The 13,090-nt window shown below is 68.6% G+C and carries 12 protein-coding genes; 10 read left to right on the top strand and 2 right to left on the bottom strand.

Features of this window, described 5'->3' with window-relative positions:
- Both MYL53_RS15345 and MYL53_RS15340 read right to left on the bottom strand, forming a co-directional pair.
- Positions 1-1,287, bottom strand: a complete 1,287-nt coding sequence (locus MYL53_RS15345) for an HlyC/CorC family transporter (RefSeq protein WP_247854819.1) — start codon at positions 1,285-1,287, stop codon at positions 1-3.
- Positions 1,288-1,346: 59 nt separating this feature from the next.
- Positions 1,347-2,147: a cytochrome C assembly family protein gene (locus MYL53_RS15340; RefSeq protein WP_247854818.1), complete on the bottom strand. Its 801-nt coding sequence runs from the start codon at positions 2,145-2,147 to the stop codon at positions 1,347-1,349.
- 221 nt (positions 2,148-2,368) lie between these two features.
- On the opposite strand from MYL53_RS15340, the gene ffh reads away from it, so the two are divergent.
- From ffh to MYL53_RS15290, 10 genes are all read left to right on the top strand, one after another.
- Positions 2,369-3,790, top strand: coding sequence for a signal recognition particle protein (gene ffh, locus MYL53_RS15335; RefSeq protein ID WP_247854817.1), 1,422 nt, complete (start codon positions 2,369-2,371; stop codon positions 3,788-3,790).
- A gap of 208 nt (positions 3,791-3,998) precedes the next feature.
- Positions 3,999-4,247 (top strand): 30S ribosomal protein S16, encoded by a 249-nt coding sequence (gene rpsP, locus MYL53_RS15330; RefSeq protein WP_247854816.1) that lies wholly within the window; start codon positions 3,999-4,001, stop codon positions 4,245-4,247.
- A 37-nt stretch (positions 4,248-4,284) separates the two neighbouring features.
- Positions 4,285-4,836: a ribosome maturation factor RimM gene (rimM, locus tag MYL53_RS15325; protein WP_247854815.1), complete on the top strand. Its 552-nt coding sequence runs from the start codon at positions 4,285-4,287 to the stop codon at positions 4,834-4,836.
- A 17-nt stretch (positions 4,837-4,853) separates the two neighbouring features.
- Positions 4,854-5,648: a tRNA (guanosine(37)-N1)-methyltransferase TrmD gene (trmD, locus tag MYL53_RS15320; protein WP_247854849.1), complete on the top strand. Its 795-nt coding sequence runs from the start codon at positions 4,854-4,856 to the stop codon at positions 5,646-5,648.
- A gap of 124 nt (positions 5,649-5,772) precedes the next feature.
- Complete coding sequence (gene rplS / locus MYL53_RS15315; RefSeq protein ID WP_016856358.1) at positions 5,773-6,129, top strand: 50S ribosomal protein L19; 357 nt, start codon at positions 5,773-5,775, stop codon at positions 6,127-6,129.
- 111 nt (positions 6,130-6,240) lie between these two features.
- Positions 6,241-7,146, top strand: a complete 906-nt coding sequence (gene xerD / locus MYL53_RS15310; protein WP_247854814.1) for a site-specific tyrosine recombinase XerD — start codon at positions 6,241-6,243, stop codon at positions 7,144-7,146.
- 3 nt (positions 7,147-7,149) lie between these two features.
- Complete coding sequence (locus MYL53_RS15305; RefSeq protein ID WP_247854813.1) at positions 7,150-7,890, top strand: DsbC family protein; 741 nt, start codon at positions 7,150-7,152, stop codon at positions 7,888-7,890.
- Between the two features lie 72 nt (positions 7,891-7,962).
- Entirely contained in the window at positions 7,963-9,279 is a 1,317-nt protein-coding gene (locus MYL53_RS15300; RefSeq protein WP_247854812.1) for a homoserine dehydrogenase, read from the top strand.
- A 163-nt stretch (positions 9,280-9,442) separates the two neighbouring features.
- Complete coding sequence (thrC, locus tag MYL53_RS15295; RefSeq protein WP_247854811.1) at positions 9,443-10,831, top strand: threonine synthase; 1,389 nt, start codon at positions 9,443-9,445, stop codon at positions 10,829-10,831.
- A 292-nt stretch (positions 10,832-11,123) separates the two neighbouring features.
- Positions 11,124-12,926 (top strand): single-stranded-DNA-specific exonuclease RecJ, encoded by a 1,803-nt coding sequence (locus MYL53_RS15290; RefSeq protein WP_282103620.1) that lies wholly within the window; start codon positions 11,124-11,126, stop codon positions 12,924-12,926.
- Positions 12,927-13,090 lie beyond the last annotated feature (164 nt).

The raw sequence follows: 13,090 nt of genomic DNA, 5'->3' as shown, positions 1-13,090 counted from the left end.
TCAGGCCTCGGCCGCGGCGGGCAGGCGTGCCGCCTGCCAGCAGCGCGCCGAGGTGATCAGGTTGTCGCGCACCTCGAGGATCTCCATGCGCACCGGCCCGATCTGCAGGCAGGTGGGGCCGTCGGGGAAGGATTCCAGGTGCTCCAGGATCAGCCCGTTGAGGGTCTTGGGGCCGTCGGTGGGCAGCTGCCAGCCCAGCGACTTGTTGATGTCGCGGATGTTGGCGGTGCCGTCGATGACGTGGCTGCCGTCGTCTTGGGCGTGAATCTCCTGATCCTGATCGGCCACGTCGGTGGTGAACTCGCCGACGATCTCCTCGAGGATGTCCTCTAGGGTCACCAGGCCCTCCACGTCGCCGTACTCGTCGACCACGATGCCGATGCGCCGCTTCTGCTTCTGGAAATTGAGCAGCTGGGTGTGCAGCGGCGTCGACTCGGGAATGAAGTAGGGTTCCCGGGCCTCCTGGACGATGGCCGCCTTGGTCACCTCGCTGCGGGACAGGAAGCGTGCCGCGTTGCGCAGGTGCAGCATGCCGATGATGTTGTTGATGTCGCCCTTGTAGACCGGCACCCGGGTGTGCTGGCTGGTGCGGATCTGGGTCAGGATGTCTTCCAGGTCGTCGTCCAGGTCGATGCCCATCACCTCGTGGCGGGGCACCATGATGTCGTTCACCGTGACGTTCTCGAGGTCGAGGATCGACACCAGCATGGCCTGGTGGCGGCGCGGGATCAGCGGCCCCGCCTCGTGGACCACGGTGCGCAGCTCGTCACGGGTCAGGTTGTCGCCGCCGCCCTCGAGGGTCTTGACCCCGAGCAGCCGCAGCAGGCCGTTGGAGATGGCGTTGACCAGCCACACCAGCGGGTAGAGCAGCTTGAGCAGCGGCTCCAGTATGCGCGAGGCCGGGTAGGCGATGCGCTCCGGCTTTACCGCGGCGTAGGTCTTGGGCGTGACCTCGGCGAAGATCAGGATGGTGATGGTCAGCAGGCTGGTGGCGATGGCCGGGCCGGAGACGTCGCCGAAGAAGTGAATCGCGATGATGGTGGCGATCGAGGCCGCGAGGTTGTTGACGAAGTTGTTGCCGATCAGGATCACGCCGATCAACCGGTCGGGGCGCCCCAGCAGGCGCATCACGCGACGGGCCCGGCTCTCCCCCTCGTTGGCGCGATGGCTCAGGCGGTAGCGGTTGATCGACATCATGCCGGTCTCGGAGCTCGAGAAGAAGGCGGAGAGGCAGATGAGCAGCAGCAGCAGGCCGAACAGCAATCCCAGGGGGAAATCGTCGTTCAAGTCGAAGGGTCCTCAATCGCGTATCAAGGCTTGAGTTGTAGGGACGGGGCCGGGCGGTGTCAAGGACGCGCCAGCAGGATCTCGAGCACGAACTTGCTGCCGAAGTAGGCCAGCAGCAGCATCAGGTATCCGCCCAGCGTCCAGCGTACTGCGCGCATGCCGCGCCAGCCCTGGCGATAGTGGCCGACCAGCAGGGCGGCGAAGATCACCCAGGCGACCAGCGACAGCACCGTCTTGTGGACCAGATGCTGGGCGAACATGTTGTCGACGAACACGAAGCCGCTGGCGATCGCCAGGGTCAGCAGGATCATGCCGGCCCAGATCAGCTCGAACAGCACGCGTTCCATGGTGGTCAGCGGCGGCAGCGACTGGACCACGCCGCGGATGTGATGCCGGCGCAGGGCGTGATTCTGGACGCCGAGCAGCACCGCCTGGACGGCGGCGATGGCCAGCAGGGCGAAGGCCAGCGCCGAGCTCAGGGCGTGCAGGGCGATGCCCGGCGTCATGCCCGAGGCCTTCTCGGGGCTCGGCCACTCCACCGCCAGCAGCAGCACCACGCCGGCCAGGGGGAAGAGCCCGGTGGCGACGTTGAGCACCGGCTTGAACAGGCTGACCGCCAGCAGCATCAGCACCGCCAGGGCGCCGGCCAGCACCACGCTGGTGGAGAAGCCCGGCAGCAGCGAGTCGCCTCGGTCGAGCAGGCCCACGGCCAGCGGCAGGTGGCAGAGCAGTCCGAGGGTGCCGAAGCTGCGCACCATGGCGTCGCGCGGCGGCACCCGTCGTGCTAGGGCGAGGCCCTGCCAGGAGGCAGCCGCGATATAGAGGATGAAGGCCATGAGGGCCAGGGGGAGCGCGTACATCGATGGCTTTCCGTGTGCCTTCGCCAGCGTCCAGCTAAGGAGAAATGGAGCCGCCACTATACCGAATCCTCCGCGTGGCGCCCAGCGGAGTGGTAGCGGCTGCCATGGAGACTCGCGGCCACAAGGCGTATAATTTCGCCCCATTGTGGGAAAGTCCCGCCCGGTCGCGCCATGCCGGGGGCTGATGCGGCTTCCCAGGCCATCGTTTGCGGAGAGGCCCCATGTTTCAGAATCTCAGCGATCGTCTGTCCCAGACGCTCAAATCGATCAAGGGTCAGGCGCGCCTGACCGAAGACAACGTCAAGGACACCCTGCGCGAGGTCCGGCGAGCGCTGCTCGAGGCCGACGTCGCCCTGCCGGTGGTCAAGGCGTTCATCGACCGGGTGCGCGAGCGCGCCGTGGGCCAGGAGGTCTCGAAGAGCCTCTCGCCGGGCCAGCAGTTCGTCAAGATCGTCCAGCAGGAGCTCGAGGCGATCATGGGCGAGGCCAACGAGGGGCTGGTCCTCAAGGGCCGCCCGGCGGTGGTGCTGATGGCCGGCCTGCAGGGCGCGGGCAAGACCACCTCCGTGGCCAAGCTGGCGCGCTACCTGCGCGAGCGCGAGAAGAAAAAGGTGCTGGTGGTCTCCGCGGACGTCTACCGTCCGGCGGCCATCGACCAGCTGGAGACCCTGGCCAAGGAGGTCGAGGTCGACTTCTTCCCGTCGAGCAGCGACCAGCAGCCGGTGGCCATCGCCGAGGCGGCGATCAAGCACGCCAAGATCCAGTTCCACGATGTGGTGCTGGTCGATACCGCCGGCCGCCTGGCCATCGACGAGGCCATGATGGCCGAGATCCAGGCCCTCGAGAACGCCGTGTCGCCGGACGAGACGCTGTTCGTGGTCGACTCCATGACCGGCCAGGACGCCGCCAACACCGCCAAGGCCTTCCACGAGGCGCTGCCGCTGACCGGCGTGATCCTGACCAAGGCCGACGGCGACGCCCGCGGCGGTGCGGCGCTGTCGGTGCGCCACATCACCGGCAAGCCGATCAAGTTCATGGGCGTGGGCGAGAAGGTCGACGCCCTCGAGCCCTTCCACCCGGATCGCGTGGCCTCGCGCATCCTCGGCATGGGCGACGTGCTGTCGCTGATCGAGGAGGCCGAGCGCACCGTCGACAAGGGCAAGGCCGAGAAGCTGGCCAAGAAGGTCAAGAAGGGCGACGGCTTCGACCTCGAGGACTTCCGCGACCAGCTCCAGCAGCTCAAGAAGATGGGCGGCATGGGCGGCCTGCTCGGCAAGCTGCCCGGCATGGGGCAGATGGCCGAGATGGCCCAGGGGCCGGGGCCCGAGAAGGAGATGGGCAAGCTCGAGTCGCTGATCAACTCGATGACGCCCAAGGAACGCCGCAATCCCGACATCATCAACGGCTCGCGCAAGCGCCGCATCGCCGCCGGCGCCGGCCTGCAGGTGCCCGATCTCAATCGTCTGCTCAAGCAGCACAAGCAGATGCAGAAGATGATGAAGAAGGCCGGCAAGAAGGGCGGCATGCAGAAGATGATGCGCGGCATGTCCGGGATGATGGGCGGCGGCGGCCCGGGAGGCCCCGGTGGAATGGGCGGTCCCGGCGGCATGGGCGGCCCCGGCGGCGGCATGCCGTGGCGCTGAGGCGCCCGGCCCGCGCGCCAAAAAGGTTTCCAAGCCAGGGAGATTTCCGTAGAATGCGGCGTCTTCACTGGCGGGTCCGCGTTTTGTCGCGGGCCTTGTCGTGACCGAACACCCCGGCGGCGCACCCTCCGGCGTGCGGTCGATCCGACTGTCGAGGGCCTGGCCCCGACCGACAACCTCCGTAACTCAACCGAAGGACAGTCAACGCATGGTTACCATTCGTCTGGCACGTGGTGGCGCGAAGAAGCGTCCCTTCTACCACCTCACCGTGACCGATTCTCGCAAGTCCCGCGACGGCCGCTTCATCGAGCGTCTCGGCTTCTTCAACCCGGTCGCCCGCGGCCAGGAAGAGCGTCTGCGCGTCGACCTCGACCGCATTCAGCACTGGCAGGACCAGGGCGCCCAGCTGTCCGGCCGCGTTGCCGAGCTGGTCAAGGAAGCCCGCAAGCAGGCCTGATCGGCCTGATGCCCCGAATGTCTGAGGCAGGATCGCGATGAGCGCAGGCGTCGAGCCGAGCCCGGCCAACGAACACGTGGTGCTGGGCAAGTTGACCAGCCCCTACGGTGTGAAGGGCTGGCTGAAGGTGTATTCGTACACCAGCCCGATGGAAGGCATCCTCGAGTACGACGAGTGGGTGCTGCGCCATCAGGGTCGTCTCGTGCGCTATCGTCTCGTCCAGGGACGCCCGCAGGGCAAGGGCCTGGTGGCCCGCCTGGCAGGCGTCGACGGTCGAGATCAGGCCGAGGCCCTGGCCGGCGCCGAAGTGCTGCTGCCCACGGCCGAGCTGCCCGAGCTCGACGGCGACGACGAGTTCTACTGGTACCAGCTGGAAGGCCTGCGGGTGGTGACCCGCGACGGCGTCACGCTGGGCCGCGTCGACTACCTCTTCGAGACCGGCGCCAATGACGTCATGGTCGTGAAGGGGCGTGACGGCGACGCCATCGACGATCGCGAACGACTGCTGCCCTTCCTGCCCGACGAGGTCGTGCAGAAGGTGGATCTCGAGGCCGGCGTGATGACCGTCGACTGGGATCCGGACTTTTGAGTCGCAGCGACGCCTCACTGTGGGTCGGCGTGGTATCGCTGTTCCCCGAGATGTTCGAGGCGCTGACCCGTCAGGGCGTGACGGGCAGAGCGGTGGACAAGGGGCAGATCGCCCTGGAGTTCTGGAATCCCCGGGACTACGCCACCGACCGGCATCGTACCGTGGACGACCGCCCCTACGGCGGCGGACCGGGCATGCTGATGAAGGTCGACACCCTGCGCTCGGCCATCCACGACGCCCGCGAGCGGGCCGAGGACGCCACCGGGCAACGCCCGAAGGTGATCTATCTTTCGCCCCAGGGGCGGCAGCTGGATCAGCGCGGCGCGCAGGAGCTGGCGGAAGGCCCCCCCCTGGTGGTGGTGGCCGGACGCTACGAAGGCATCGATGAGCGGGTCGTTGAAGCCGACATCGATGAGGAATGGTCGATCGGCGACTATGTGCTGAGCGGCGGCGAGCTGCCGGCGATGGTGCTGATCGATGCCGCGGCAAGGCTGGTACCCGGCGTGCTGGGCCACCAGGATTCCGCGGTCGAGGACTCCTTCAACGACGGACTGCTGGACTGTCCGCACTACACGCGCCCCGAGGTGATCGACGGGCGACGGGTGCCGGATGTCCTGCTCAGCGGCCACCATGGCGCCATCCGGCGCTGGCGGCTCAAGCAGTCCCTGGGGCGGACCTGGCTCCGGCGGCCCGACCTGCTCGAGGGCAGGACGCTGAGCGCCGAACAGCAGGCCCTGCTCGAGGAGTTCATCGAGGAGTACGCACCGGCCGACAGCGACCAGGTCGGGGCGGAGGTGCAGGACGCGCCCTGAAGGAGCGGACCTGCGTCACCAACAGCACTCCCGCGCGTCGAGCCATTCGAGCGCCGGGATCACGATTCGCCGGCCATCCACTGCCGGACCGGTGAATCATGTATGTTATCGAGGAGTTATCGTCATGAGCAGCAAGAACAAGGTGATCCAGGCGCTCGAAGCCGAGCAGATGAGCAAGGAAGTGCCGGAATTCGCCCCGGGCGACACCGTCACCGTCCAGGTCAAGGTTAAGGAAGGCAGCCGCGAGCGCCTGCAGGCCTTCGAAGGCGTCGTCATCGGCAAGCGTAACCGCGGCCTGAACTCCGCCTTCACCGTGCGCAAGGTGTCCCACGGCGTCGGCGTCGAGCGGACCTTCCAGACCTACAGCCCGCTGGTCGACTCCATCAGCGTCAAGCGTCGCGGCGACGTTCGCCAGGCCAAGCTGTACTACCTCCGCGAGCGCAGCGGCAAGTCCGCCCGCATCAAGGAAAAGCTGGCCTGAGGCAACGCCTCACCGGCCAGCGGTGACGCGGCGTGTCAGTCCGCGTGACAGCGAAACCCCGTCACCGCAGCCGCGGGGCGGGGTTTTGTCGTTCAGGGGCCGAGGAGCGCCATGATGACCATCGCTGACGAGGCCCTGGCGCTGATCGAGGCCTGCCTCGACGACCTGTGGCTGGGGGAGGGCGCCAGCGACAACACCCTGGCGGCCTACCGCCGCGACCTGACCGCCTGGGCGGCCTGGCTCGACGGGCGCGGCGCCGCGCTGCTGGCGCCAGGCGCCGAGGCCCTGCCGGCCTGGCTCGACGCCCGGCGCGAGGACGGCTACAAGCTGCGCAGCAACGCCCGGCTGCTGTCGAGCCTGCGCCGCTTCTACCGCTGGGCGCTGGCCGAGGGGCGCATCGATCACGACCCGATCGCCGAGGTGAAGCTGCCGCCGGCCCGGCCGTCGCTGCCGGACACCCTGGAAGAGGACGAGGTGGAGCGGCTGCTGGCCGCGCCGGACCTCGCCACCGACCTGGGCCTGCGCGACCGCACCATGCTCGAGGTGCTCTATGCGGCCGGGCTGCGCGTCAGCGAGCTGGTCGGGCTGACCACCGACGCCGTCAACCTGCGCCAGGGCGTGGTGCGGGTGCGCGGCAAGGGCGACAAGGAGCGCCTGGTGCCCCTCGGCGAGGAGGCGCTGGACTGGCTGTCGCGCTACCTGCGCACCGGGCGCGCGGCGCTGATGGCCGATCCGTCGCGGCCGGCGCTGTTTCCCGGCCGCGGCGACGCCTGCCTGACGCGGCAGGCCTTCTGGCACCGCATCAAGGCCCACGCCCTGGTCGCCGGCATCGACCGGCCGCTGTCGCCGCACACCCTGCGCCACGCCTTCGCCACCCATCTGTTGAATCATGGGGCCAACCTGCGTGTCGTACAGCTGTTGCTGGGTCACAGCGATCTGTCGACCACGCAGATCTATACCCATGTCGCGCAGGCCCGGCTCGAGGCCCTGCATGCCGATCACCATCCCCGAGGTTGAATCATGAGACGTAGCTTCCCCGTTCTTGCCGGTGGCGTGCTCGCCGCCCTGTCGCTCCCCGCCCTGGCCCAGGATCCGGCCATCGCGCAGCTGACCGAGCATCTCGAGGTCGACGGCCAGAAGATGCCGGTGAAGAGCGTCGAGGAGACGCCCCTGACCGGCTTCTACGAGGTGCGCCTGGAGACCGGCGAGCGCTTCTACACCGACGTCCAGGGCGACTACTTCCTGGTCGGGGATCTCTACGAGAATGCCGACGACGGTCTGGTCAATCTCTCCGAGAAGGCACGCAACGCCGAGCGCGCCGAGCGCCTGGCGGCGATTCCCGATGACGAGCGGGTGGTCTTTCGCGGCACCGATGCGCCCAAGGCGAGGATCACGGTGTTCACCGACACCACCTGCCCCTACTGCCGCCATCTGCACGAGGAGGTGCCGCGGCTCAACGAGATGGGTATCGAGGTCGATTACCTGGCCTTCCCGCGCGGCGGCATGAGCTCCCAGGGCGGGCGCGAGCTGCAGCAGGTCTGGTGCGCGGACAACGCCAGCGAGGCGCTGACGGCCGGCATGCGCGGCGAGACCATCGACGGCGACGCAAGCTGCGACAATCCGGTCGAGGAACAGTATCATCTGGGCATGGCGCTCGGTGTGCAGGGCACGCCGGCCATCGTGCTGCCCGACGGGCGCCTGGTCCCCGGCTACGTGCCGGCGGAACGCCTGGCGACCATGCTGGGCCTGAACGATCAATAAGCGCGCGGTTCGGCGCGCGGCCCCGCGGGGCCGATCATCGCTGAGACACTTGCAGTAACGAGGGGAAAGACATTGAAACCGGTGAGAGTGGGAATCTGTGGCCTGGGCACCGTCGGCGGCGGGACCTTCAACGTACTGACACGCAACGCCGACGAGATCGCCCGTCGGGCGGGGCGTCCGATCGTCATCGAACAGGTGGCCTACCGTACGCCCAATCCCGAGTGTGACGTCACCGGCATCAAGACCACCCAGGACATCTTCGAGGTCGCGGCCAACCCCGACATCGATGTGGTCGTCGAACTGATCGGCGGCTACGACGTGGCCCGCGAGCTGGTGCTGACCGCCATCGACAACGGCAAGCACGTGGTCACCGCCAACAAGGCGCTGATCGCGGTGCACGGCAACGAGATCTTCAAGGCCGCCCACGAGAAGGGCGTGATCGTGGCCTTCGAGGCCGCGGTGGCCGGCGGCATCCCGGTGATCAAGTCGCTGCGCGAGGGCCTGGGCGCCAACCGCATCGAGTGGCTGGCCGGCATCATCAACGGCACCGGCAACTTCATCCTCACCCACATGCGCGACGAAGGCCGCGCCTTCGAGGACGTGCTGGCCGAGGCCCAGGCGCTGGGCTATGCCGAGGCCGATCCGACCTTCGACGTCGAGGGCATCGACGCCGCCCACAAGCTGACCATCCTGGCCTCCATCGCCTACGGCGTGCCGCTGCAGTTCGAGAAGGCCTACACCGAGGGCATCTCCCGGGTCACCGCCGAGGACGTCGAGCAGGCCGACAACCTGGGCTACATCATCAAGCACCTGGGCATCTCCAAGCGCACCGACGAGGGCCTGGAGCTGCGCGTGCACCCGACCCTGATTCCCAAGGAGCGGCTGCTGGCCAACGTTCACGGCGTCAAGAACGCCATCGCCGTGATGGGCGATGCCGTGGGCCCGACCCTCTACTACGGCGCCGGCGCCGGCGCCGAACCGACCGCCTCCGCGGTGGTCGCCGACGTGCTCGACGTGGCCCGTGACATCGCCACCGACCACCACTACCGCGTGCCCTACCTGGCCTTCAGCGGCATCGGCGAGAACGCCGACCAGCCGCCGATCCTGGCCATGGAAGAGATCAGCACCGCCTACTACCTGCGCCTGCTGGCGGTCGACCGCCCCGGCGTGCTGGCCCGCGTCGCCACCATCCTCTCCGAGGAGGGCATCTCCATCGAGGCGCTGATCCAGAAAGAAGCGACCGAGGGCGAGCTGGTGCCGATCATCCTGATGACCCACCGCACCCGCGAGAAGCAGATGAACGAGGCGATTCGCAAGATCGAGTCCATGGCCGACATCGCCGGTTCCGTCACGCGCATTCGCGTCGAGTCGCTGGAAGAGAACCAATAACCATCGGCCGCGCGGCTATCGCTGGCAACGAGGGACGCCGGGGATAAGCCGTAGAGGAGGTCCTGCGCCAGGGATGGCGTCGGTAGCGCCCAGGGATGGGTTCACAGCGCCTCCTCGAAGGCTTGTCGCCGGGGCAGTCCCGAGCGAGCAAAGGAATCGAACAATGCGCTATATCAGTACTCGCGGGCAGGCGCCCGCGCTCTCCTTCGAGGAGGTCGTGCTCACCGGCATGGCCAGCGACGGCGGCCTCTACGTGCCAGAGACCGTCCCCCAGCTGAGCCACGAGCAGCTGGCCGACATGGCCGGCTGCTCCTACGCCGAGATCGCCTTCCGGGTGATGCAGCCCTACGTGGGCGGCGAGATCGACGACGATACCTTCCGCGAGATCGTCCGCGACGCCTACGCCACCTTCAGTCACGACGCCGTGGTGCCGCTGAACCAGCTCGACGCCAACCACTTCCTGCTCGAGCTGTTCCACGGCCCGACGCTGGCATTCAAGGACGTGGCCCTGCAGCTGCTCGGCCGGCTGCTCGACCACTTCCTCCAGAAGCGCGGCGAGCGCGCGGTGATCATGGGCGCCACCTCCGGCGACACCGGCTCGGCCGCCATCGAGGGCTGCCGCCACTGCGACAACCTGGACATCTTCATCCTGCATCCGCATCAGCGGGTGTCCGAGGTCCAGCGTCGCCAGATGACCACCGTGCTGGCGGACAACGTCTTCAACGTCGCCATCGAGGGCAACTTCGACGACGCTCAGGCCATGGTGAAGGCCAGCTTCGCCGACCAGGACTTCCTGAACGGCACCCGCCTGGTGGCGGTGAACTCGATCAACTGGGCGCGCATCATGGCCCAGATCGTCTACTACGTGGCCTCCGCCGTGGCGCTGGGCGCGCCGCACCGCAAGGTGAGCTTCTGCGTGCCGTCGGCCAACTTCGGCAACGTCTTCGCCGGCTACATGGCCTACCGCATGGGCCTGCCGGTCGAGCGCTTCGTGATCGCCACCAACGCCAACGATATCCTGCACCGCACCCTGGCCGACAACGACTTCTCCAAGAAGGAGCTGGTCGCGACCCTGGCGCCGTCCATGGACATCGTGGTGTCGTCCAACTTCGAGCGCCTGCTGTTCGAGGCCTACCAGCGCGACGGCGCCGCCGTGTCCGAACTGCTCGAGCGCTTCCAGGACGAGCCCTCGGCGCTGGCCGATGCGCCGCTGGCGCGGCTGCGCGAGATGTTCGCCAGCCACAGCATCGACGATGCCACCATCCTGGAGGTGATCCGCGAGGCGCATCACCGTACCCAGGAGATCCTCGACCCGCACACCGCCACCGGCTATCGCGCCGCCGAGCGCGAGCGCGGCGACGAGAGCGTGCCGATGGTCACCCTGGCCACCGCGCATCCGGCCAAGTTCGCCGAGGCGGTGGTCAAGGCCGGTTTCCCGGGCGTGCCGCTGCCGCCGCACATGGACGACCTGCTGGAGCGCGAGGAGCGCTACAGCGTGCTGCCGGCCGAACTCGCCGAGGTGCAGAAGTTCGTCGCCGAGAACCGTCGGTAAGGCTCGGAAAACGGTAACCTGAATCGCCACCAGGCGAGGGGCGCCGGGGCAGGCCGAAGCGGAGGTCCTACGCCAGGGGTGAGGAGTACTGCTCCGAACGGGCTGGCCAGGGATGGCCAGCACCGGCCCTGCAAGCGGCGCAGGATGCGAGAGCGCTGCAGGGCGTCGGTAGCGCCCAGGGATGGGTTCACAGCGCCTCTTCGGTGGTGCGGCACCCCGAGGCCTGTCCCCGGATCAGCCCCGGTTGACTCCCATCTGATTGAATTCGCTACCCTATCCAAAGGAGTCGGGCTTGGATGCCGTGACCGATCCCCACGACCTGCATGAACGCCTCGAAACCCGTATCCTGCCGCGCCCCCGAGACGAGGCGCTGGAGGCCCGCGCCCTGGCGGAGGGGCTGACCCCGCTGCAGGCCCGCGTGCTGGCCGGGCGTCTGCCCGGCCATGCCGGCGAGCTCGCGCCGCTGGTGTCGCCCAGCCTGCGCCACCTGGCGCATCCCGAGCGGCTCAAGGACGCCCGCCCCGCCGCCGAGCGCATCGCCCAGGCGGTGGTCGACGGCGAGCACATCGGCATCCTCACCGACTATGACGTCGACGGCATCACCTCCCACGTGGTGATCCGCCGGACCCTGAACGAGCTGTTCGGCGTGCCGGAAGACAGGCTGCACAGCCTGATCGGCCACCGCATCCACGACGGCTACGGCATCAGCCTGCCGCTGGTGGAGCGCACCCTGAAGCTCTCGCCGCGGCCGAGCCTGGTGATCACCGCCGACTGCGGCAGCTCCGACGAGCCGCGCATCGCCCGGCTCAAGGCCGCCGGCATCGACGTGGTCGTCAGCGACCACCACGCGCTGCCGGTGGAGGGCCCGCCGGCCTCGGCCTTCGCCACCGTCAACCCGACCCGCGACGACTGTGACTACCCGGACCCGACCATCGCCGGCTGCATGGTCGCCTGGCTGGTGATGTCGCTGGCCCGTTCGGTGCTGATCGAGTGGGGCGTGCTGCCGACCGCCACGCCCAAGCTCTCGCCCTGGCTCTCCTACGTGGCGCTGGGCACCGTGGCCGACTGCGTGTCGCTCGGCGGCAGCGCGGCCAACCGCGCCGTGGTCACCCAGGGCCTGGCGCTGATCAACCGCATGGAGGCGGCCTGCTGGCGGACCATGGCCGAGCGGCTGGGCGCCGACAGCGTGCCCTTCGACGCCGAGACCCTGGCCTTCCAGATGGGCCCGCGGATCAACGCCCGCTCGCGGCTCGACGACCCCTACGCCGCGCTGCACTTTATGCTCGCCGAGCAAGATCATGTCGCGCAGCGCTATCTCGAGGTGCTCGATCAGGACAACCAGTCGCGCAAGGCCATCGAGGCCGACATGGCCGAGCAGGCGAGGGCGCTGGCCCGGCCGCAGCTGGCCGACAACGCGCCGGCGCTGGTGGTCTATCTCGAGGACGGCCATCCCGGCGTGCAGGGCATCGTCGCGTCACGACTGGTGCAGGCCTTCGGTCGCCCGACCCTGGTGCTGACGCCGGCCGCCCAGGCCGGCATGCTCACCGGCTCGGGGCGCTCCATCGAGGCGCTGCACCTGCGCGATGCCCTGCAGCGCACCTTCGAGCTCGCCCCCGAGGCGCTGCCGCGCTTCGGTGGCCATCGCGGCGCCGCCGGCGTCGGCGTGCCGGTGGACGAGCTCGAGGCCTTCCGCGCCGCCTTCCTGCAGGCGGTCGGCGAGCAGCTCGGCGACACCGAGCTGTTCCCGAAGGTCTTCACCGACGGCGAGCTGGAGCCCGGGCAGCTCGCGCTTTCCACCCTCGACGAGCTGGAGGCGCTCGGGCCCTACGGCCGCGAGTTCGATCCGCCGCTGTTCGAGGGCGAGTTCCTGGTGGAGTCGCTGCGCCCGGTGGGCGCCGAGGGCAATCACCTGATGATGGAGCTCTCCGCCGGCCCGGTGTCGACGAGGGCGATCTGGTTCCGGGCGCTGACCCCGGGCGAGGTGCCGGCCTTTGGCGTCGGCGACCGGCTGCACTGCGCCTACAAGCTCAACCGCAACCGCTGGCGCGGCCGTGAATCGCTGCAGCTGATGGTCGAGCACGCCAAGGCGGTATAGCCTGACGGGCTGCGGGCTGCGGGCTGCGGGCTGCGGGCTGAGGGCTGAACGGCGCCGGGAACAGGCCGAAGAGGAGGTCCGATTCCAGGGAAGGCATCGGTAGCGTACAGGGACGTATTCACAGCGCCTCCTCGGAGGCCTGCTCCCGGGAAAGCCGCGGCGTT

This window comes from Halomonas getboli (assembly GCF_023094245.1).
Lineage (GTDB): Bacteria > Pseudomonadota > Gammaproteobacteria > Pseudomonadales > Halomonadaceae > Halomonas > Halomonas getboli.
Note: the sequence above shows the minus strand (reverse complement) of the source record. Positions and strands in the feature narration are given on the sequence as shown.